At 45.8% G+C, this 22,731-nt stretch carries 20 protein-coding genes and 1 tRNA gene; 13 read left to right on the top strand and 8 right to left on the bottom strand.

Translation table 11 applies throughout. The features are described 5' to 3' along the window. The first annotated feature begins 6 nt into the window (after positions 1–6). From AB6805_RS07725 to AB6805_RS07715, 3 genes are all read left to right on the top strand, one after another. Positions 7–807, top strand: coding sequence for a lipid II flippase Amj family protein (locus AB6805_RS07725; RefSeq protein ID WP_370908859.1), 801 nt, complete (start codon positions 7–9; stop codon positions 805–807). Positions 808–988: 181 nt separating this feature from the next. Beyond that, positions 989–1,405 (top strand): hypothetical protein, encoded by a 417-nt coding sequence (locus tag AB6805_RS07720; RefSeq protein ID WP_370908858.1) that lies wholly within the window; start codon positions 989–991, stop codon positions 1,403–1,405. Positions 1,406–1,496: 91 nt separating this feature from the next. Then, complete coding sequence (locus AB6805_RS07715) at positions 1,497–2,645, top strand: epoxide hydrolase family protein (RefSeq protein WP_370908857.1); 1,149 nt, start codon at positions 1,497–1,499, stop codon at positions 2,643–2,645. Positions 2,646–2,742: 97 nt separating this feature from the next. Here the strand turns inward: AB6805_RS07715 and AB6805_RS07710 are convergent. From AB6805_RS07710 to recQ, 3 genes are all read right to left on the bottom strand, one after another. Continuing rightward, positions 2,743–2,815 (bottom strand) — tRNA-Phe (locus AB6805_RS07710). A gap of 83 nt (positions 2,816–2,898) precedes the next feature. After that, complete coding sequence (locus AB6805_RS07705; protein WP_370908856.1) at positions 2,899–3,666, bottom strand: DUF3050 domain-containing protein; 768 nt, start codon at positions 3,664–3,666, stop codon at positions 2,899–2,901. Between the two features lie 20 nt (positions 3,667–3,686). Next, positions 3,687–5,888 (bottom strand): DNA helicase RecQ, encoded by a 2,202-nt coding sequence (gene recQ, locus AB6805_RS07700; protein ID WP_370908855.1) that lies wholly within the window; start codon positions 5,886–5,888, stop codon positions 3,687–3,689. Between the two features lie 156 nt (positions 5,889–6,044). Here recQ and AB6805_RS07695 point away from each other — a divergent pair, with 156 nt between their 5' ends. From AB6805_RS07695 to AB6805_RS07685, 3 genes are all read left to right on the top strand, one after another. Beyond that, positions 6,045–7,019, top strand: coding sequence for an SIS domain-containing protein (locus AB6805_RS07695; protein WP_370908854.1), 975 nt, complete (start codon positions 6,045–6,047; stop codon positions 7,017–7,019). Between the two features lie 2 nt (positions 7,020–7,021). Then, positions 7,022–8,113 (top strand): mannose-1-phosphate guanylyltransferase, encoded by a 1,092-nt coding sequence (locus tag AB6805_RS07690; protein WP_370908853.1) that lies wholly within the window; start codon positions 7,022–7,024, stop codon positions 8,111–8,113. A gap of 99 nt (positions 8,114–8,212) precedes the next feature. Further along, entirely contained in the window at positions 8,213–9,349 is a 1,137-nt protein-coding gene (locus tag AB6805_RS07685; RefSeq protein WP_370908852.1) for a methionine aminotransferase, read from the top strand. A 123-nt stretch (positions 9,350–9,472) separates the two neighbouring features. Here the strand turns inward: AB6805_RS07685 and AB6805_RS07680 are convergent, their stop codons facing one another. From AB6805_RS07680 to AB6805_RS07670, 3 genes are all read right to left on the bottom strand, one after another. Beyond that, positions 9,473–10,150 carry a carbonic anhydrase family protein gene (locus AB6805_RS07680; protein ID WP_370908851.1) on the bottom strand — a complete coding sequence of 226 codons (678 nt, stop codon included), beginning with the start codon at positions 10,148–10,150 and terminating at the stop codon, positions 9,473–9,475. Between the two features lie 82 nt (positions 10,151–10,232). After that, a complete protein-coding gene (locus tag AB6805_RS07675; RefSeq protein ID WP_370908850.1) occupies positions 10,233–11,882 on the bottom strand; it encodes a SulP family inorganic anion transporter in 1,650 nt (549 codons plus the stop codon). 209 nt (positions 11,883–12,091) lie between these two features. Next, on the bottom strand, positions 12,092–12,385 hold the full coding sequence (locus AB6805_RS07670; protein ID WP_370908849.1) for a hypothetical protein: 294 nt from the start codon (positions 12,383–12,385) through the stop codon (positions 12,092–12,094). Positions 12,386–12,767: 382 nt separating this feature from the next. Between AB6805_RS07670 and AB6805_RS07665 the strand changes: the two genes are divergently transcribed. The 4 genes from AB6805_RS07665 to AB6805_RS07650 all read left to right on the top strand — a co-directional run bounded on the left by AB6805_RS07665 (position 12,768) and on the right by AB6805_RS07650 (position 18,186). Beyond that, positions 12,768–13,106, top strand: coding sequence for a PadR family transcriptional regulator (locus tag AB6805_RS07665; protein WP_079471462.1), 339 nt, complete (start codon positions 12,768–12,770; stop codon positions 13,104–13,106). Between the two features lie 35 nt (positions 13,107–13,141). Continuing rightward, the gene (locus AB6805_RS07660) at positions 13,142–14,899 is read left to right on the top strand and encodes a PspC domain-containing protein (RefSeq protein WP_370908848.1); all 1,758 of its coding nucleotides are present in this window, start codon (positions 13,142–13,144) and stop codon (positions 14,897–14,899) included. Between the two features lie 177 nt (positions 14,900–15,076). Further along, positions 15,077–17,209 (top strand): ferrous iron transport protein B, encoded by a 2,133-nt coding sequence (gene feoB / locus AB6805_RS07655; protein WP_370908847.1) that lies wholly within the window; start codon positions 15,077–15,079, stop codon positions 17,207–17,209. A 44-nt stretch (positions 17,210–17,253) separates the two neighbouring features. Beyond that, positions 17,254–18,186 carry a M28 family peptidase gene (locus tag AB6805_RS07650; RefSeq protein ID WP_370908846.1) on the top strand — a complete coding sequence of 311 codons (933 nt, stop codon included), beginning with the start codon at positions 17,254–17,256 and terminating at the stop codon, positions 18,184–18,186. 47 nt (positions 18,187–18,233) lie between these two features. Here the strand turns inward: AB6805_RS07650 and AB6805_RS07645 are convergent, their stop codons facing one another. Both AB6805_RS07645 and AB6805_RS07640 read right to left on the bottom strand, forming a co-directional pair. Next, positions 18,234–19,679: a S41 family peptidase gene (locus tag AB6805_RS07645; protein ID WP_370908845.1), complete on the bottom strand. Its 1,446-nt coding sequence runs from the start codon at positions 19,677–19,679 to the stop codon at positions 18,234–18,236. A 52-nt stretch (positions 19,680–19,731) separates the two neighbouring features. Beyond that, positions 19,732–20,385 (bottom strand): hypothetical protein, encoded by a 654-nt coding sequence (locus tag AB6805_RS07640; RefSeq protein ID WP_370908844.1) that lies wholly within the window; start codon positions 20,383–20,385, stop codon positions 19,732–19,734. A gap of 162 nt (positions 20,386–20,547) precedes the next feature. On the opposite strand from AB6805_RS07640, the gene paaA reads away from it, so the two are divergent. The 3 genes from paaA to paaC are packed head-to-tail and all read left to right on the top strand — an operon-like array spanning position 20,548 to position 22,730. Next, positions 20,548–21,546 (top strand): 1,2-phenylacetyl-CoA epoxidase subunit PaaA, encoded by a 999-nt coding sequence (paaA, locus tag AB6805_RS07635; protein ID WP_370908843.1) that lies wholly within the window; start codon positions 20,548–20,550, stop codon positions 21,544–21,546. Positions 21,547–21,603: 57 nt separating this feature from the next. Continuing rightward, a complete protein-coding gene (locus tag AB6805_RS07630; protein ID WP_079471456.1) occupies positions 21,604–21,972 on the top strand; it encodes a 1,2-phenylacetyl-CoA epoxidase subunit B in 369 nt (122 codons plus the stop codon). Continuing rightward, positions 21,969–22,730, top strand: coding sequence for a 1,2-phenylacetyl-CoA epoxidase subunit PaaC (gene paaC / locus AB6805_RS07625; RefSeq protein WP_370908842.1), 762 nt, complete (start codon positions 21,969–21,971; stop codon positions 22,728–22,730). The genes AB6805_RS07630 and paaC overlap by 4 nt, the downstream gene beginning before the upstream one ends. Position 22,731: the final 1 nt, after the last annotated feature.

Here is a 22,731-nt window from a genome sequence, read left to right as displayed (position 1 = left end):
ACTAAAATGGCGACTCAGATTATTATTGTGCTTGTCCTTACGATGTTTATTAACGGGATAACTACGTTGTCTTATGCTGTAAGGCTGGTAGGGGTAAAAACCGGTAGAATTGCCATTACTTTTTCTTTATTTAATATTCTTGCCCTTTTATCCCGCACCGCCAATACGTTGCAGGCGCCGTTACTGGCCAAAACAGTAGAGCAGGACCTGAAACAGGGGCTTTCCTCCAATATGGAGATATTCAGGTATATTATTTTGTCCTGTACCATTGGCGCTATAATTGGCGCACTGCTGATCCCAACTTTTCAGCGGTTACTGTCTAAGGCGGTGGTGCATTTTAGTGTACATAAATCTATTCCCAGGTTATTTTATGTTGGCCTATCCGGCGCCGGAATGCAGTTCATGAAAGAAAGCATGCGGATGCCCACAAAAGAGCAGTTCCTGGAATTGCCTGCTAACAGGGATATGCCCTGGCGTATTTTTATCTACAATGTATTGGCCAGCGCTGTAATAACTATTTCGGTTTTATCGTGTGTGTATGCTGCATATCTGAATCCAGAATACAGAACAACAGCCAGCAATTTATCGGGTGTTATAAATGGTATGGCCACGGTGCTGATGGTATTGTTTATTGATCCGCATTTATCTATACTCACGGATGATGTGGTACTAGGGAAGCTTTCGCAGGGAGCTTTCAGGAGATTTGTTGCCTATATGGTAATTGCCCGTATTGCCGGAACGGTACTTGCGCAGCTGTTACTTTTCCCCTGTGCGCAATTGATTGCCTGGCTGGCAGAAAAAGTATAGCCTGTTCACAATTGGTTAACATTTTTTTGATGTTTTCCGTGTTTTTTTGAGAATGAATTTTAACCCACGAAAATTATTTGTCATTGTTGGTGATCCTCACTCAGGCAAAACAAGAACGATACAAAACTTGTTTCAGAGAAAGCGGTTTTATCTGTTCAAACAACCCATAAAACTGGATGCTTTGTGGAAGGAGAATTTTATTGTCGTAAATACTCCGGACCCGTACTGCCGGTCAGACGACCAGCTCAGCCGCATTAAATCGGTTATAGAGTATCATGCAGTATCGGATACCTCTTTTCTTTTTAGTGTCAGCCTGGTAATAGATAACAGTGCATTTGACATCGGGCAAATCGTGTCTTATTTTAACCAGTCTGCTTTTGAGGTTCATTATCTTGTTTTATACTCGAGCTGGTATGATAAAAAAGTAATAAGCGGGGAGAACATATTCCGGCTGCAACAGCTGGTTGAAAACGGGAGCATCCATATATTTGAAAGGTTGGTAACCCAATCGGGGTTGCGGTTTAATGAGCGGGTGGAGGAGGTGAAAGAGGCCATAGGACGAATACTTGGAATAACCGTTAACATAGAAGGGCAATAAAGAAACGTTGTATTTGGGCATTCATCTGATAAATCGGAATCAGCCAATTCAAGGTGTCACAATTTTTGTTGGGAGAGTATAAACAGAAATTATGAAACAGCCTTATGTTATAAACATCGACGTATCTATACTCGACGATTTACGTCACCGCCTGGCGGCGACACGCTGGACCAATGAGATTAATAATGACAAGTGGGAAGCGGGCACGAACGCTGCCTATTTAAAGGGGTTGTGCCATTATTGGTTGCACGACTTCGATTGGAAAAAGAATGAAACCTTTCTTAATTCGTTTTCGCATTTTAAAACAGCTATCGATAAGGAGGGAATTCATTTTATCCATGAAAAAGGCAAGGGCAAAACAAGCGTGCCTCTTTTGTTGATACATGGTTACCCGGATTCGTTTATGCGGTTCCTGAAAGTAATTCCGCTGTTGGTTGCCCCTGATGATGATGGGTTTTCCTTTGATGTGGTTGTTCCATCCATACCAGGCTATGGTTTTTCGGATATTCCGACATCGCCGGGTATGAATCCAAAACGCATAGCATCCTTGTTTGCAAAATTGATGACAGAGGAGTTGGGTTATTCCTCCTTTATAGTGCATGGTGGGGATTGGGGTAGCACCATTGCGGAGCAAATTGCGGTTAATAATTCTCAAATTCTTAAAGGTATTCATCTTACCGATATCCCCTGGCGTCATCTGTTCTCTATCTCCCCGGATGCGTTGACGGCATCTGAAAAGAAATACGTGCAAACCGGTCAGCAATGGAGTCAAACCGAAGGAGGTTACGCCGTAATACAATCTACGAAGCCGCAATCGCTGGCATATGGATTGAATGATTCGCCTGTGGGGCTTGCGGCATGGCTGATAGAAAAGTTCTTTAGTTGGAGTGGTTGTGATGGCAAGCTTGAAAATACTTTTACCAAAGATGAATTACTTACGAATCTTACTATCTACTGGGCTACGCAAACAATAACTTCAACAGTGCGCCTCTATTATGAGGCGGCCGTTTCAATACAACAGGAAGAGAAAAGTATGGAAATTAAGAAAGTGGAAGTTCCTACGGGTGTGGCTATATTCCCCCAGGACGTTGTACCGGCTCCCAGGGAATTCGCGGAACGACTCTTTAATGTGCAGCAATGGACTGAAATGCCCAGGGGAGGGCACTTTACGGCAATGGAACAACCTGATCTATTTGCAGGGGATGTTCGAAAATTTGCAAAATTATTGAGTGTGGGGTAGCCTTGCGGTGAATAGGTATGTGCGAATAAAAATTTAAGTATTACCGTAGGGCTATAAACAAAAAAAGAGACCACATTTCTGTGATCTCTTTTTTCTGTGGTGTGAGCCGGGATCGAACCGGCGACACAAGGATTTTCAGTCCTTTGCTCTACCAACTGAGCTACCGCACCATCCGTTTTTTATTGCCCTCTCTCGTGAGGGGATTGCAAAAGTAATACATTCTTTCGAATTGCAAAATTTTTTTGAGAAAATTTTACGAAATCACTTTTTCATTGAGAATACTGCTCCAAAGTTCATGCCGCCAATACAGCGACTGGCAGGCGTATTCAGCAGCTTCATCCCATTTATTTTTGTCCGTGCCACATAATTCATTGACCATTTGCATGGCCAGTTGACTGTGGTGGTCACCGTCTACTTCTATGTGTCTTTCCAGGTAATAAATGAAGGTATCCAGCTTGCCCGGAAACTTCTGATCGAGGTCTTTTACCAGTGCGAGGAACATGTCCGGAATAAGGTCTTCCCTGCCAAAGGTGAACACCGCGGCCATAATATGTGCCTTACCGGTAGCAATCACTTCAAATGTAAAGCTAAGAAAACCCGTTACGGCCTCAGGAAGGTCGGCGGTGGCCAGCACCCTTTCAATGGGCTTTCCGGCCTTTATATCAGCTATAATCGCCTCTATCGGGCTGGTATCGGCGCCGGCCTGTTGCATGGCGCGTTCATACAGTTCAAAATGGCTGCAGCGGTTACCTTCTTTATCCACGTCGCTTTCTTCACCGGTAACAATTTCATTGATCAGGTAACGGGTAGCTGCATTGCCCACGGGTACCCAGGGTACATTTACACAGGTAAGTTGTTGCTGCAGTCCCTTCAATAAAGACATGAAGTCCCATACGGCATATACATGATACTGCATGAAAGTGCGAACATCATCCAATGTTTGCAGCTCCGCGTATAACGGGTGTGATACTACTTTCTCCCTCCCGGAAGCAATGGCTTCCTGTATTTGTTTAATGTTCATCTGTTGTACTTGTAGCCGGACTAGTTGCCGTATACCACCAGGAATTTTATACGCATCAGCTTCAGTTGCTCCAGCGAATAATCATTTTCAATCAGTTCTTCCCTGGCCAGGGCGAGACTGGAAGTTTCACAGCCTTTGAAATACTCCATGATTTCATCTTGTGCATAATCATCCAGTTCTTCATCCAGGCAGTAATCGATGTTCAGTTTGGTACCACTGGCAACAATGGTTTCCATTTCGTCGAGTAACTGGGAGAGGGAGAGTTCCTTATTTTTAGCAATGGTTTCGAGCGGTATTTTCTTATCGATATTCTGGATAATAAATACTTTCATCCCGCTTTTATTCACCACGCTTTTCATAACGAAATCGTCCGGCTTGGTGATATTATTTTCCTCTACGTATTTAGTGATTACATCCAGGAACTGTTTGCCGTAGCGAACAGCTTTCCCTTTGCTCACGCCCTGGATTTTTTCCAGTTCCTGAACGGTAGTAGGGTATTGTGTAGCCATATCTTCCAGGGAAGTTTCCAGGAAGATAACAAACGGGGGAAGGTTCTTTTCCTTGGATACTTTCTTGCGCAGTTCCTTCAGCATTTCAAACAATGCCGGATCTGCAGATGCCTGTGCTTCCGCGGCGGCTTCCTCTTCTTCATCCAGGGTGTCTTCATCAAACTGGTGATTCAGCGCAACCATGATGGAGTAGGGCTTTTTGAGGAATTTGGCGCCCTTGTCGGTCACTTTAAGCAGGCCGTATTCTTCAATATCCTTCTCTATCAGTCCTTCCAGCATCATCTGGCGCATCAGGGAGTTCCAGAAGTGCGCATCAAATTCTTTTCCTTCTCCAAACACCTCCAGTTTATCATGACGGTAGGTGCTGATCTGGGGGCTGGTTTTCCCGGTGATGATATTGATCACATATTCGCTGCCAAAGCGCTCTTCGAGGGAGCGGATGGCTTTCAGCATGATCACCACGCGGTTCCTGACTTCTATTTTTTCTTTCGGGTTACGGCAGTTATCGCACTGGCCACAATTCTCGGTTTCGTAATGTTCTCCGAAATAGTGAAGGATAACCCTGCGGCGGCATACCGCGCTTTCGGCGTATGCAACGGTTTCGTTAATGAGCTGTGCGCCCATTTCACGTTCGCTGAGCGACTTATCGCGCATAAGGTGTTCGAGCTTCTGCACATCCTTATGGGAGTAGTAGCAGATACAATGTCCTTCCAGTCCGTCCCTGCCGGCGCGGCCGGTTTCCTGGTAGTAGTTTTCCAGGCTTTTGGGAATATTGTAGTGGATCACGAACCGTACGTCGGGCTTGTCGATTCCCATTCCGAATGCAATGGTAGCCACAATTACCTCTGTATCTTCATGCAGGAACATATCCTGGCGTTGTGCCCGGGTAGTAGGGTCCAGGCCGGCGTGGTAGGCTACCGCTTTAACGCCGTTGGCCACCAGCATATCTGCCAGTTCCTCGGTAGTTTTACGGTTCAGCGTGTAAATGATACCGCTTTTGCCTTTATGCTGATGAATGAACTTAACAATATCCTTGATGGTTTGATCCTTTTTGCGTTTGGGCCTGATTTCATAATACAGGTTGGGGCGGTTAAAGGAAGAAATAAAGATGTTGGCCTTGTTCAGACACAGGTTCTTTACAATGTCGCTTTGCACCTTCGGGGTAGCAGTAGCGGTCAGGGCAATAATAGGCAGGTTATCGCTGATCTGGTCGATCATTTCCTTCAGGCGGCGGTATTCCGGCCGGAAGTCATGTCCCCATTCAGAAATACAGTGTGCCTCATCTACTGCAATAAAAGAGATTTCCAGTTCCTTGAAGAAATCGAGGTTTTCCTGTTTGGTGAGGGTTTCCGGAGCTACGTAGAGCAGCTTGGTTTTTCCCGCCGTCAGGTCGGCCCGCACTTTCTTGATCTGCGCCTTGGATAAGGTGGAGTTTAGAAAATGTGCCACATTGTCCTTACTGCTGTAGCCTCTAACCAGGTCTACCTGGTTTTTCATCAGCGCAATAAGGGGTGAAACGATTAGCGCACAACCCGGTCGCATCAGCGCCGGTAGTTGATAGCATAATGATTTACCTCCGCCGGTTGGCATTATCACAAAAGTATCTTTGCCTGAGAGGATGCTATTTATAATTTTTTCCTGATTTCCCTTAAAGGAATCGAACCCGAAGTGTTCGCGTAATGCATCCATCAAACGTTCCTTAACAACAGCCATTGCATTCAAATTTTAACTCTAAAGAACCAACAAATGACGAAATATATTTATATGTTTTTTAGGGGACACGAAGTTACTTAAAAAAGCGCGGAGTATCAATATAAATTACTTGACCGCTCCAGTGCTGGTTAAAAAATGATAAATTTGTAAATCGACATGAAAAGGAATCAAACTATCAATATAGGACAGGTAGCCAGGCGCACAATTGCGATGGAGGCATCAGCTATTAATGATTTGCAGCATTTTATAGATGCAGATTTTGAAAGAGTTGTTGAAAGGATCTCTCATTGCCAGGGGAGACTGGTGGTGACAGGCATTGGTAAAAGCGCCATTATTGCCCAGAAAATAGTGGCTACATTTAATTCTACCGGTACGCCGGCCCTTTTCATGCATGCAGCAGATGCCATTCACGGAGATCTGGGCATGATCCGCGAGGAAGATGTGGTAATGTGCATCTCCAAAAGCGGTACTTCCGCCGAAATAAAGGTGCTTGTTCCCCTGGTGAAGAACTTTGGCAACACTTTAATTGCCATGGTGGGGAATACCAGCTCGTTTTTAGCCCAGGAAGCCGATTTTGTACTCAATACCACGGTTAGTAAGGAAGCCTGCCCAAATAACCTGGCGCCCACTACCAGTACGGCGGCACAGCTGGTGATGGGAGACGCCCTGGCCGTTTGCCTGATAGAATGGCACGGATTTACTGCTGCAGATTTTGCCAAGTTCCATCCCGGAGGCGCTTTAGGAAAGAAATTGTACCTTAAGGTCGGGGATCTCAGCAAACAGCACAAAGCCCCGCAGGTATCAGCAAACAGCTCATTGAGAGAGGTGATTGTGGAAATTTCATCCAAAATGCTGGGCGTTACTGCCGTAGTGGACGAAAATGGATTACTTCAGGGTATCATTACAGATGGCGACCTGCGCAGAATGCTGGAGAAAGATGTTCCTACAGCAGCTGTAACGGCAAAAGATATAATGTCGCTTCACCCGAAAATGATCCAGCAGGATCAATTGGCCATCAACGCTTTAGAGATGATGCGCCAGCACGATATTACCCAACTGCTGGTAATGGACGGTGAACGGTATCAAGGTATTATTCACTTACATGATTTAATCAGAGAAGGAATTATTTAGAAATGACACAGCTGAACAGCCATTTTTACGTGGCAATAATGGCAGGGGGAATAGGCAGCCGGTTCTGGCCCCATAGCCGCACAGACAATCCCAAGCAGTTCCTGGATATCCTGAACACAGGAAAAACCCTGCTCCAATGGACTTATGAACGCTTCGCGCAGTTCATCCCAAAGGAAAATATATTCGTGGTAACCCACCATCAATATAACAGCAAGGTGAGTGATCAGTTGCCGGAATTGCCCACAGCCAATATTGTGAGCGAACCATCCCGTAAAAATACAGCTCCCTGTGTTGCTTACATTTCCCATAAAATCCATAAACAGGACCCGCTGGCCAATATTATTTGTGCGCCGGCAGATCACCTGATCATGGATGGACCGGCGTTTACCAATTCCTGTTTAAATGCGCTGCTGTTTGTGCAGAAAAACAGCGCCCTGGTTACACTAGGCATTAAACCTACCCGCCCGGATACCGGTTACGGCTATATCCAGTTTGAACCACAACACGTGGCGGATAACGTATACCAGGTGAAAACCTTCACAGAAAAGCCCAACCTGGAACTGGCCAAAACGTTCCTGCAAAGCGGTGATTTCCTCTGGAACGCCGGCATCTTTGTATGGAATGTAAAAACCATCCTGGCAGCTTTTAAACAATATCTTCCGGAGATAGATGAACTGTTTGAACAGGCTACACCCGCACTCAATACCCCCCAGGAAAAAGAGGTAATGGAGAAAGTATATCCGCAGTGTACCAATATCTCTATCGATTACGGTATCATGGAAAAAGCCAGCAACGTATATGTAATCCCCGCCAATTTCGGATGGAGTGATCTGGGTACCTGGGCTTCCGCCTATGAGAACCTCGAAAAGGATTACCTCGGCAATGCAGTGCAGGGTAAAAACGTAGTGGTGATAGACGCTACCAAATGCATGGTGAAAGTACCTAACGATAAACTGGTGCTGTTACAGGGCCTGGATGAGTTCATCGTAATCGATACAAACGATGTACTGCTTATCTGCAAAAAAGAAAATGAACAACAGATCAAAGAATATGTAGGGGAAATCAAGCGCAACAAAGGCGAGAAGTTCCTGTAAATATTTTTGTGATTTTTGATATTGAAATTCAGATATTTAGTGGCTGAAAAGAGTTTCTCACCAGCAGATGTCTGAATTTCAATATCAAAAAATCCGGCAATGATCTCAAAACTGCCCAACGTAGGCACCACCATATTTACCGTCATGTCCGCACTGGCGGCCTCCCACCAGGCAATTAACCTCTCCCAGGGATTTCCCGATTACGACTGCAGTGATGAACTGAAAGCCATGGTAAATGAAGCCATGCAGCAAGGTCATAATCAATACGCCCCTATGCCGGGCCTTCCGCAGTTACGTAATGCTATTGCCACAAAAATCAGTAGTCTTTACCAGCAGCAGGTACATCCCGATTCGGAAATTACTATTACACCCGGGGGCACCTATGCTATTTTTACGGCCATTGCTACGTGTATACATCCGGGTGATGAAGTGATCATTTTTGAACCAGCCTACGACAGTTATATTCCCAATGTATTGGTAAACGGGGGAGTGCCCGTGCTCATTTCCCTTTCGTTTCCGGGCTACCGGATCAACTGGGACGAAGTAAGAAGTAAAATCACACCCCGCACCAGGATGATTATGCTGAACACCCCGCATAATCCAACGGGGAGCATCTTACAGGAAAATGATATGCAGGAACTGGAAAAACTGGTGGATGAGTTTAACCTGATCGTATTGTCCGACGAAGTATATGAACACCTGGTTTTCGACGGTGCACAGCATCACAGCGTATTGCGTTATCCCGCTATTTTCAGGAATAGCTTTGTTACCTTCTCTTTTGGAAAAGTGTTTCATAATACCGGCTGGAAAATGGGCTATTGTGTAGCGCCGGAGCACCTGATGAAGGAGTACCGGAAGGTACACCAATACCTTTGCTTTTCTGTAAATACCCCCATGCAGTATGGACTGGCTAAGTTCCTGGAAACGCCATCTCATTACCTGGAGTTACCGGCGTTTTACCAGCAGAAAAGAGACTATTTCCTTGAGTTGATGAAAGGTACCCGTTTTACTCCGTTGGCCAGCCAGGGAAGCTATTTCCAGCTGATGAAATACGACCGGATATCAGATGAAGGGGACAAAGACTTCGCTATCCGTATGACCAAAGAATTTGGAGTGGCGGTGATCCCGGTATCTGCGTTTTACCAGGATGGAAAAGATGATCATGTCATCCGGTTTTGCTTTGCGAAGAAACAGGCTACGCTGGAACAGGCTGCCACGCGGTTGCAACAGATATAAAAAAAGGAGACCGCTGATAACAGTCAGATCAATGCCTTTAAATAATTGATCTAACGTGTTATCAGGGTCTCCCTCTTTTTTATGAAAAAGCAAATTTATTCTCTTCTATAAAAGGCGGACAGCTTAAACAGCTACTGCTGTTGCTCCTTCCGGTCTGTTATTTTCCAGGATCAGCGTCTGCTCCATAAAGCTTACGATCCCGGTTTCTACGTCGTAAATCGCGCCTATAATACCTACTTCTCCTTTCTGGATCATTTCACGGAGAATGTTGCTTTGTTCCATAATGGCCTGCACAGAGCGTTGTACATGGATTGCGTTTACCGCTTCCACAAATTCGCCGTTATGGGAGTTGCGGTCCTGTTTGATGGTTTTCTCTGCAAATACAGCCGGGGCTATTTTGTTTAACAGCCCGGTGAGGTTACCCATTTCTATGGAATCGCAGGCGCCCTTGATAGCGCCGCATTTTGTATGACCCAACACCACGATGAATTTGGAGCCAGCTACCTTACAGGCATATTCGAGACTGCCAAGTACGTTATCGGAAATAACGGCGCCGGCTAAACGGATACTGAAGATGTCGCCTAATCCCTGATCAAAGATCAGCTCTGCAGAGGTACGGGAGTCCATACAGCTAACGATAGCTGCCATGGGCCATTGTCCGTCGGAAGTGTCGTTCACCATTTGCAGCAGGTTGCGGTTCAGGCGAAGGTTTTCCACAAACCGGGTGTTACCGGCCTGCAGCAATTCCAGTGCTTTTTTAGGAGATATATTGGCTTGAGATATTTTATTCAGTGTCTTCATAATTGTCATTTTTTGAAATTGAAAAATGAACGGATATAAGCATGGTTTCCGTTACGTTTTTACATTAAAGGCGGACCTGCCTTTAATTTAACTGCAGTTCTTTCAGTAACTCTTTATGGTTACCGGAAGAAATAGTGTGTACCTGCGGGGAATTCAGCCTCGACTGTTCTTCAACAGAAAGGTCTGGTGTATTTTGAATGTTGTACACGGATTTAAATCCCGTCAGGATCACTTTGATATTTTTTTGTGGTGCTTTGATGTCTTTGAATTCGCGGATAGTCTGCAACACATCAAAATCGATGTACGCAGTTTTGTGTGCATCAATCACCAGTGTAATATTTTCAGGCATATGATCCAGCGTAAGCAGGATGCTGGCCTTGTTCAGGAAAGAAACTTCCTGTGCCAGTTCCAGGCGGATGCTGTCGCCGCTATGGTATTTTTCCTTGCGGAAATAGTAAGAGCTTTTCATATTACCACGTAAAATGGCGAGCACACTTACAACCATACCCAATGCAATACCTACCAGCAGATCGGTAAACACGATGGCTAATACGGTTACAACAAAAGGCACCCATTGGTACTTACCATTTTTGAACATTTCCTTGAAAATGGAAATTTTGCACAATTTGTAACCGGTTACCAGCAATACCGCCGCCAGGGTAGCCAGCGGAATTTTATTTAATAACGCAGGGATCAGGGCAGTACAAACCAGTAATAACGCACCATGCGTCATCGTTGCCAGTTTGGTTTTACCACCGGCATTGATATTAGCGCTGGAACGTACAATTACAGAGGTGATTGGTAAACCGCCAATTAAGCCACTGATCATGTTACCAATACCTTGTGCTTTCAATTCCCGGTTAGGAGAAGTATGGCGTTTCAGGGGATCCAGTTTTTCGGTAGCTTCCACATTCAGCAGGGTTTCCACGGAAGCTACTATTGCTATAGTAGCGCCGGTAATCCAAACATCTTTGTTAGTGATGGCGCTGAAATTCGGGAGCGTGAACTGGTTCACGAAATCACCAAAACTACCGGCTACCGGTAAAGTTACCAGGTGATTAGATCCCAGTGCCAGCAGCTCACTGCCGGAAAATGCTGTATTCAGCAATATGCCGGTAATTACTGCTACCAGTGGCGCTGGCACTACATTGAGCTTCGGGATCTTGCTCCAGTACAGAATAATGAGAATGGAGATAATGGTGATCAGCGTTGCGCCAAGATTAATGTGGTTAATCGTGGAAAGCAGGGCGCTGAAAGTATTTTCGCCATCTACCTGAATAAAGTTGAAATCACCTTCCGAATCGGCATCATAGCCAAATGCGTGCGGTAATTGTTTCAGGATAATGATGATACCAATAGCGGTAAGCATACCTGTGATTACATTGGAAGGGAAGTAGTTGGCTACTGTTCCCGCTTTAATTAATCCCAGTATAAGCTGGATGGCACCGCCTATTACCACACTCAGGAGGAATACATCGAAGGCGCCAAGTTTGGTGATGGCCACCAGTACAACAGCGGTAAGACCTGCTGCAGGACCACTTACACTCAATTGCGAGCCGCTTAAAAAGCCGATTACCAGGCCACCAATGATACCGGAAATCATACCGGCAAACAAGGGCGCTCCTGAGGCCAGGGCGATTCCCAGGCACAATGGCACCGCAATGAGGAAAACAACAAGGCCGGCTGAAAAATCGCCTTTTATATTAGAGAATATTGATATTTGCTTGTTCATAAAATTTGCTTTTCCGTTGAGGGATCACGCTTCCGGATAGCAGCCAATGCTGCAACCGTGGAAGCTACAATGATGTAATAGTACTCCCCGTTAACGGCTACATACAGGTATCGCCTTAATGGATACACGTAGCGCGGGCAGTGCTTGAAAAAAATCAGTAATAAATAAAATAGAAACACAGCTGTTGTAATGACAACTGCAAAACGAAATTACGCGATGTGCGTATTGGGAGGAGGGGCATGTATTTCCTGAGCAGGGTTGCTGGGAATATCTTCCATTAAATGATATTGTAAAATACCAAGAATGAGCAATGGGTTAAACTGAATCTCGTCAAACTGTTTACAAAATTTCAGCTCTTTCGCAATCTTTATATGATCGCCACCACAATCAACCGGGTGTTCTTCCACAATCTGATTATTAAACAACAGCTTCCCTACTTCCTTGATCGGAAGCAGTTGTGACACCATCAGTGCCAGCAGGAATATGCCGATTAATTTCTTCATGTGTATAATACGCTTAATGCAAATGTAATAGAGGTTAACCATAAATGGTAAATAATCCCAATTAAAATAATGTTAAAGGATTTTAACATAAAAAGGCGACCCCAGCTGTTCTTTTCCGTTCATCCCGGCTAAAAACCGGTCATCATTATCCGGTAGCTGGTGTTATAACCCGATTTTTCGGTAAGATCCGCAGCTGCATTGCGTTTTATAGGCTTTGCCGGGTAACGTTCTAAACAAGTTATTTTGCTTTCTATGGTATTGTGTATTGCATAGTAGTAAAAGTTTCCTATTTTTGTATCGTAAAGTTGAAAGAATAGCTATCACATACTTTAATAACTGATCAGAAACCACCATTAGAAAAAAACATTAAAGCTCACTTGCCATGAACATTGATAACACACAATCGCAGATGAGGAAGGGAGTGCTGGAGTTTTGCATATTGTCCGTCATTAAGCAAGGAGAAGCTTACCCTTCAGATATCATCGAAAAGATGAAGGAAGCAAAGCTGGATATCCTGGAGGGCACTCTTTATCCTTTATTAACAAGATTGAAAAATGCGGAATTACTCACTTACCGCTGGGTAGAAAGCAGCTCAGGCCCCCCACGGAAGTATTTTTCCATGACAGATAAAGGGGAAACCTTTTATAAAGAACTGGAAAGTACCTGGAACGAACTGGCCAATGCGGTGCATCAATTAACACAAAATAGTACACCCCTGTAAAGGAAGACTAACCTAAAACCTAAAATCAACTGGTAATGAAAAAGATAATCAACATAAACCTTTCAGGTCGCCTTATCCCCATCGAGGATAGCGCGTATGAGATACTGAATCAGTATCTCGGGAGCCTGAAAAAATATTTCTCGAAAGAGGAAGGCGGGGATGAAATCGTGTCTGACATTGAAAGCCGCATTGCTGAAATATTCCAGGATAAATTGAAAAAAGGCGCTCATTGTATTACTGATGAAGATGTAATTGCGGTGAAAGCTTCCATGGGTACGCCGGAGCAATTCGACGACGCTGCCGGCGAAAGCACCCAACAGACAAAGGAAGAGGATCCGTTTGCAGGTTATATTCCCCGCCCACGCAAACGCCTGTACCGCGATCCGGAAAATAAGGTGCTGAGTGGCGTATGTAGCGGATTAGGCGCTTATTTCAACATCGATCCGGTGATCTTCCGTATCATATTCGCCCTGTTGGCGATCGGTGGCTTTGGTACCGGTATCCTTGTATACTTCATCCTCTGGATAGCAACTCCGTCTGCCGACACGGCAGCGGAGAAGCTGGAAATGAGAGGAGAGAAGGTAGACCTGAACACCATCAAGTCCACCATCCAGGAAGAATTAAATCATATGAAAGGCCAGGTGAAAAATGTAGGAGATGATATCCGAAATTTTTCTCAGGGCCGCGGCAAGCAGGTAGGTAGTGATATCGAACGCTTTTTTGTGAGCCTGGCAAGTGGATTAGGTAAAGTGTTGGTAGCTGTTACCAAAGGGTTCTTTTACTTCTTCGCTGTAGTGATGCTGATCTGCCTGATAGTGGCAGGAATAGCCATTGCAGCCACTTCCGCGGCCCTTTTCCCCATCAAGGATCTGTTACTCGGCGCCCCGGTGCAAAGCGCATTGTTGTGGCCTGCAGTTGGATTGCTCATAGGCATTCCGATTGTTGCACTGGTTATATTCATCATCCGTAAACTCACCGGCGTAAAAGAAGGCAACCGCTATGCAGGTTATACCTTAACCTTCCTGTGGTTACTCGGACTGGCTTTTGCCGCCATCATTGCTACGTCCTTTGTAAAAGATTTCAGAAGACCGGCAACTGAAACGGAAGCAATCGCTATTCAACAGCCATCGAAAGGTAAGCTGATACTGAAAAGAACACCCGGTATCCTGTCTGAAATCAATGGTGATGACATCAGCTTCTTTGATGATCACTTACTGATCGCAGACGATACCGTGTTGATCAACTACATCCGGATAAGGGTTGAAAAAAGCCTGACGGACAGTTTCTCGGTAGATGTGTCCCGCTTTTCCAGGGGCCGCACTGTACAACAGGCAAAAATGCTGGCTCATGATATAGCGTTCCACCTGAACCAACAGGATTCAGTACTGTACCTGCCGGAAGGGTTTTCCCTGCCGCCGCACTCCAAGTACCGCGGCCAGCGTATTACAGTAACCATTAAAGTACCGGTAGGAAAGAATATTGAAATAGACCGCGAAGTATACCGTAACTATGACTTCAGCCGGTACGACCGTAACGACAATGGCGACTGGGATAACGATTTCGATAATGACCAGCCCGGACCATTGAACCTGAAAATGACACCCGATGGTACCGACGACGTCAACGAAAAGAAACCGGCTCCGGAAAAGGCAAATACCGACTCTTCCAATGAAGGCTACCGTTACAAGGGACCCGCCGCTGAAAATGCAGTTAAAGCAGTGAAAAAGAACCAGCCCATCGAAGGCGATGTATCTTTCCTGGCCTATTCCCTCATTAACATGTTTCACAGTTAATCTATATAAATAATTAATTTTTAAAAAGATAAAGCGAAAACAAGCCACTGTTTTCGCTTTATCTTTTCCGGCAAATTACCATTCTGAGATTTTCCCGATCGGATCATTCCGCCGGCTGATTAATGTTTAACTTTGCATCTTCAGCAATTAATATTAATAAATAGGATAAGATAAGGAATGCAGGCTCCCATAAACATCGCGCTGGTAGGTAATCCGAATAGTGGTAAAAGTTCCCTTTTTAATGCGCTCACCGGCTTAAACCAGAAGGTGGGTAATTTTCCGGGTGTAACGGTAGATAAAAAAACCGGGGTAGCTCAGATAGTATCAGGCGTAACAGCCAATATTATCGACCTGCCGGGAACTTATAGCCTGTATCCGAAAAGCGCTGATGAATATGTTACCTATGATGTGCTGATTAACCAGCAAAACGAAGATACCCCCCGCCTCGTGATCATTGTAGCGGATGCTTCCAACCTGAAACGTAACCTGTTATTCTGTTCCCAGATCATTGATCTCAAAATCCCGGTCATCATAGCCCTCACCATGATGGACATTGCCCGTAAAAAAGGAGTGGAGATAGATCTGGACGGACTGGAAAGGGAACTGGGCGTACCCGTAGTAGCCATCAACCCAAGAAAAAATAAAGGGGTGACGGAAATCAAGAAAGTAATAGACCTGTCGATGCGTTCCCATTACAGCACTCCTCCCAGGGATTTTATTAATAACAACGCATTGGCTAAAGACGTGATTGACGAGGTACGTAAAACAGTACCGGTGAAAAGTGATTACGGCGCTTTACATATAGCCGTTAACGTAGACGACCTGCCTTTTATAGACATTACACAGAAAAAGGCGATTCATGGCGCGCTGGAAACATACCAGTTTAATAAAACAAAGATCCAGGCCGAAGAGATCATGCAGCGGTATAGCCGGATCAAACATATCATGAAAGCAACGGTAGTGGAAAATGATCCGCTGCAGAAGCAATTGCGTTCTGAAAAAATAGACGACCTCCTGCTGCACCGTTTCTGGGGATACGTAATTCTGCTGGTAGTGATGTTCCTCCTGTTCCAAAGCATTTTCTGGCTGGCTTCATACCCGATGGACTGGATCGAAGGCGGCTTTGGCGCGCTGAGCGGATGGCTGAGCAATATCCTCCCCGATAATAAAGTTACCGACTTCTTCATCAATGGGATCCTGGCTGGTATCAGCGGTTTTGCCGTGTTTATTCCCCAGATCATGATCCTGTTTGGCCTGATCACCATACTGGAGGATACCGGCTATATGGCCCGTATCAGTTTCCTGACGGATCGCCTGATGCGGCAGGTGGGATTAAACGGAAAGTCTGTGATGCCGCTGATCAGCGGAGTGGCTTGTGCCGTACCGGCTATCATGGCCACCCGTACTATTGAGAATAAAAAGGAACGGCTTATCACTATTATGGTAACGCCTTTAATGAGTTGTTCTGCGAGGTTGCCTATTTATACCATGATGATTGCGCTGGTCATCCCCGACAAGCGGATCTTCGGTATCCTTGGCCTGCAGGGACTTATTATGATGGGGCTTTACCTGTTGGGCTTCTTCATGGCCATCTTCATTGCAGCTATCATGAAGCTGTTTGTACGCATCAAAGAAAAGAGTTACTTCATCATGGAGTTACCGGTTTACCGCTCCCCGCGCTGGGCCAATGTGGGAACCACCATGGTGGAGAAAGCGAAAATATTTGTGAAAGACGCCGGGAAGGTGATTGTGGTAATATCTGTAATCCTCTGGTTCCTGGCTTCTTATGGTCCTGCCAGCAGAATGGAGCCGGTACATGCCAAATATGAACAACTTCTCGCGAAAGTGCCTGCTGAATCTCCCGAAGCAGCAGTGCTGAATAAGGAATTTCAATCTGCCAAATTATCCAATTCCTATGCAGGGGTACTCGGCCATGCCATTGAGCCGGCCATCCGTCCGCTGGGATTTGACTGGAAAATCGGCATTGCACTGATCACCTCTTTTGCCGCCCGCGAAGTGTTTGTGGGTACCATGGCCACCCTTTACAGTGTGGGAGAAGATCCGGACAACAATAACGCTACCCTCCGGGAAAAACTGTCGTCGGCTACCTGGCCTGATGGAGCGCCGGTATACACGCTGGCCTCCGGGTTGTCCTTAATGATTTTTTATGCGTTTGCCATGCAGTGTATGAGTACGATGGCCATTGTAAAACGTGAAACCAAATCATGGAAATACCCGCTGATACAGCTTGTTTACATGACTGCGCTGGCCTATGTGTGCAGTTTGATCATCTTTAATATCTTCAAATAATATCTTGTACATTGCAGGTATAGTTAACCATAAATGCAATGTTTATGAAATGGCTTTGTTACAGCTTTTGCCTGCTTTTTGCGCTGCCTGTGATTGCGCAAACTTCCGTTGATTCCATGCAATTGATGAAAGATGTGAAAACGCTTTCCGCGGATAAGATGGAAGGCCGGAAAACGGGTACCCGCGGCAGCCGTATGGCGCAATTCTATATCCTCGACCGCTTCAAAAAAATTGGCTTATCCGCTTATCACGATACCTACGAATATCCTTTCTATTTCCAGGAAGGAGATAAGAAGATTATGGGCACTAACCTGTACGGCTATATCCCCGGTAAGCTGAATACGGTGATTGTTATTTCTGCGCATTATGATCATCTTGGTATTACCTCCAAAACAAATGGTGCGGATACCGTGTATAACGGCGCAGACGACAACGCTTCCGGCATAGGCGGATTATTGGCAATGGCTGCTTATTTTAAAACGCACCCGCCCCGCTATACCCTTATTTTCGCCGCTTTTGATGGAGAAGAGGAAGGACTTCAGGGAGCTAAAGCCTTTGTAGCACAGTCCCCGGTGCCGCTTACACAAATCCGGCAGAATATTAACATGGATATGATTGCCCATAACGACAAAAACGAATTGTATGTATGCGGCACATTCCAGTTTCCGGATCTGAAGAAGTATACCGATGATGTGGCTGCCCGCAGCAGCGTGAAACTAATAGCTGGTCATGATAAACCGGAAAGTGGTACAGACGACTGGACGAAACAGAGCGATCAGTATGAATTCTTTAAACAAAAGATCCCGTTCCTGTACTTCGGCGTGGAAGATCACCCGGATTACCATCATCTCTCTGATGAATATTCCCGCATTAATCATTCTTTTTATTACAGGGCAGTACAGGCGGTGCTGGAAGTGGTGAAGAAGCTTGACAGCGATATGCCGGAGAACAAATACAGTGGCGCTAAAACGATGTAAAAGAGAAGACCGGTAGTTCCGCAAAAAGGAACTACCGGCAGTAAATATTATTGCCGGATGGTTTGTATCATCCCTTTAAATTTAGTGGATTCCAGCCTGTTGGCCGGTGTTACAGCCAGCCTGTTACCGTTTAATTTTGCTGCACGGCCCAGTGAGCCGGCGTCAACTCCCATATCAATGAGTGCCGCGCGTAATAAGGGGTCGCTGAAGGCGCCCCAGTCGAGCGAGAAATCATCCTCTGCTTTTATATCTGCCGGAAGGCCACTGAAATAATCGCCTTCGTTAGCCGAGTTTTTTGTCTGGAAGTTAACCGCATACATATCATATTTACCAAAAGAGATATTAATGAAACCAACAGGTTTGCCATAAGTGTTGCTTCCTACCAGTTTGGTGGTCATCACAGGTTTCAGCACATTGTACAGCAGTTCGCTGGCAGATACGGTATTACGTGTACCCAGGAATGTAACTTTGTTTAAGGCAAGTGCGCCGCTTTTCTGGAACTTCGCTGTTTTATAGGTAGTAGCTTCGCTGTAGAAGATATCCGACCAGTTTACGCTGGGGTAATATGGTACGGCTTTCATGTATTTGAAGTAGGGGCCATAATTGTTAGTATTCACGTTGTTATTGAAATACTGGGAATACATGGTGGTATTGCTTTTGGCTGCAGGCACCAGGATGTTGGCCAGGTATTCTGCCGTTTCAATCAGCCCACCGCCGTTATATCGCAGATCAATAACCACCTGCTTTACTCCTGCCTTTGTATAAGCGTCAAAAATCGAGTCTATCTGCGCTTTTACGTCGGATAATGCTACGAAGTTATTAAAAACAAAGTAGCCGATTTTATTGCCGTTAAAGTCATATAAATGAGAATAAAGAATAGGATTCAACTTATAATCTACACGGCTTAAATTAAACTGCTGGGTAGTGTTGTCTGGTTTACGGAAACCCCAGGAGGCGCTGGCACTGCCGAAGGCGGTATTCAGCATATTATCCGTAGTACCATCATTTACCCGGAAGCGGGTAACCCCATTTACGTCAATTAACTGCCAGCCTCTTTTAATACCAGCTTTACCGGCCGGAGAGCCGGGGTATACATACACCACAAACAAGGTAGAATCCGTTTGATAGCCTACTTCAAAGCCCATGTCGCCCGCAATCCCTTCCTGTAAGGCCCTGGAGGTGCCGCCGTTGTCTACAAAGCTGTACCTGTCGAGATTATTGCCGGAAGCGTCTTTTTTATAGGTTCTCAATGCGTTAAACAGCACGATCGGATTTGCATATTGATTGGGTTTGAACGTTGCCGAGTCGGGCAAAACGTCGTTCCAGAGGTATATATCTTTTGCGATGAAAAAGACGCTGTCGTTGACGGAGCCGGTTACGCCATCACCTCCGCGGTTTCGCGGGGTATTACTATCTTTTTTATTACAGGCAGACATCAAAAAAATGAGCACTAAGCCAGTGAGCAATGAGTGGTAAAAATTATTTGGTTGCATAGATCCTTTTTTATGCTGCATAACCGCTATGAATAAACGTTAAAACGGGTTGTTATTGTATGGGTCTGAAGTTAATGCCTTCAATACCCAGTTCTTCCGGAAGCACGCCGTTATTTTTCAGACCCACATTTACTTTATCCCGCCAGCGGATTTGTTCTGCAGCGTTCAGTCCGTGGTGGGTTTCCTGGTCGAAACGGTACTGGAGGCGGTTCATTTCCCGGAAAGACTGAAGGTACTGATATTGTATGATACTATCATAGTCGTCGCGGTTCAATGCGGTTTGCCGGAGCTTCTGTTTAAACCGTTCCACCACCAGGCGGGTAATATCGAAATGAAGTTGTTCATGTGCCAGGGCATAGCTGTTCCGTGCTTCCGGCCTTACCCACGACGCGCTTTTTATGAAGAACACCTGAAGATTTAGCGTGATCCGGAGGGTATCATTTACCAGGTTGCTGTTGCCCTCATAGGCGAAGCTGGTGTAGGAAACTGCAGCGCTGGGGCCGTTGGGCGAAGGCTTTGCCTGAAAATCCTCCCATTGCAGTTTTCTTTCGAAATCATAATAAATAGTATCGGATCCGGGCGGTGCGGGTGCTTGCTTTTCTTCGAAATTCAGCTGTATGACAGTATAATGCCGGCTCTCCGGGCGTGGATTTTTATGCCCGGTGAACAATAGCAAAAAGCTCAGTATGGTAGCAGCAGACAGCATTATCGGTTAGAAGTTAATAAAATTAAGGGAATGGCCGGCTATCTGTTTCATGACGGAAAAATTTGGCGATTCTATAACATTTGAATCCCGCTGTTTTAACAATCAATTCCTGCTGAAACGGTCTTTTTTCCGTAATTTACTAGCGACCAAAACAATCGCACTATGTACGGCGGTGGATATATTTTCGACGAACCCAACAGAAATCAGTTGCGGGAAGAACAACAGCATGATGAGCCGGAAAAGCTCGCTGCTTTTGAGGAACGTATTGCCAGAGGGGAAAAGATAGAACCCGGCGACTGGATGCCGGTGGAATACCGGAGGCAGTTAATACGCCTTATTGAACAACACGCTCACTCAGAAATTATCGGGGCATTACCGGAAGGCACCTGGATTACCAGGGCGCCGGGCTTCAAGCGCAAACTGGCGCTGATTGCCAAAGTGCAGGATGAAATTGGCCACGGTCAGTTGCTGTACAATGCAGCCGAAACACTCGGTAAATCAAGGGAGGCGATGATTAACGACCTGCTCAGCGGTAAATCCAAGTACTCCAACGTATTTAATTATCCGGCGGAAACCTGGGCAGATGTGGCTGTTATCGGATTTTTGATTGATGCCGCAGCCATTGTAAACCAGGTTGCCAATGCGAAGGGTTCGTATGGTCCCTATTGCAGGGCATTGGAGCGTATTTGTTACGAAGAAAGCTTCCACCTCAAACAGGGCCATGACGCTTTTATTGAACTGGCAACGGGTACGCCGGCGCAGAAGGAAATGCTGCAGGATGCCCTCAACCGCTGGTGGCAGCCTATTATGCATTTCTTTGGTCCTCCGGACAAAAGTTCCAGTCATAGTGAAAAACTGATGCAATGGAAAGTGAAAATGGCGAGTAACGATGCTATGCGCAATCAATTCCTGGAGTCCTATGTGCCTAAGATCTGGGAGCTGGGCCTCACTCTGCCGGATCCTGCGCTGCGCAAAAACGGGGAGACCGGCCGTTGGGAATACACGGACCCCGACTGGGACGAGTTTTTCCGGGTGATTAACGGCGGCGGACCCTGTAATATGGAACGGCTGCAGGTGCGCAAGTGGGCAGAAGAAAAGGGACGTTGGGTACGCAAAGCGCTCATGAAACCAACAGAAAAACGGGTATTGCCGGTGGCCTAGGATGTGCCGGCAGAGAAAGCGGCATCAAACTTTATCATTAAAACTATTCAAATATTCATGTCTAACGATTCTTTAGATCCCCGTGTAAACAGGCTGAAACTGGGCCCGGCCGGGGAAGTAGTGAAAGTGGAGGAGGGAGAGAACTGGAACATATACGAGGTATTTCACCAGGAGAAGAGAGGCGCGCATCATGAGCACGTGGGCTGTGTACATGCGCCGGACCCGCAGCTGGCACTGGTTTTTGCGAAGGAGCAATTTGCCCGCCGGAAAAAATGTGTCAATCTCTGGGTCGTGAAAAGTGCAGACATCCTGGCTTTTGATGTGGAAGATGAAGATATGTTTGCAAACAATATGGAGAAAACCTACCGGGATGCCAGTGGCTTTAAAGTGATGGAGAAGATCAATAAATTCAAACAATCCAAATGAACAACGCAGCACTAACAGACCTGATTATAAAAATGGCAGACGATGAACTGATTCAGGGGCATCGTAATTCTGAGTGGACGGGATTAGGACCTGTGATGGAAGAAGATATTGCCTTTTCTTCCATGGCGCAGGACAAAATAGGCCATGCATGGGCGTTGTATCGCATGCTTCATGAGGAGCTGGGAGGAAAAGATCCGGATACATTTGCATTTCTCCGTCCGGAAAAAGAATTCAAGTCGTCGCACCTGGTAGAGATGCCCAATGGTGAATATGATTTCAGCCTGATGCGGCACTTTTTATTTGACCTGGCCGAGTCTGTCCGTTATGAAAGTTTGCAGGACAGCAGCTATGAGCCCTTCCGGCTATTGAGCAAAAAAGTAAAGGGGGAGCTGAAGTATCATACACTGCATGCAAATGCCTGGATTATGCAACTGAGCCGGGCAGGAGAAGAAAGCTACGACCGTATGCAGCAGGCGCTGGATAAGACGATTGCCCTGGCGGCGGGAATTTTTGAACCCTCGCAGCTATATGAAGAGGCTTTGATTGAAGACAAGGTATATCCTGGTGAAACGGCGTTGTACCATCGCTGGCTGGATCGTATTTACCCGGTGTTGGTAAAGGCTTCCCTGAACCTGCCGGAGATAAGTGCTATTGTTCCTGTGTATGGCGGCCGTCATGGAGTTCATACGCCGCATCTGCAGTCTTTATTGAGAGAAATGAGTGAAGTGTTTAACCTGGATACGGAGGCCAGCTGGTAAA

This window comes from Chitinophaga sp. RCC_12 (genome assembly GCF_041360695.1).
Lineage (GTDB): Bacteria > Bacteroidota > Bacteroidia > Chitinophagales > Chitinophagaceae > Chitinophaga.
Note: the sequence above shows the minus strand (reverse complement) of the source record. Positions and strands in the feature narration are given on the sequence as shown.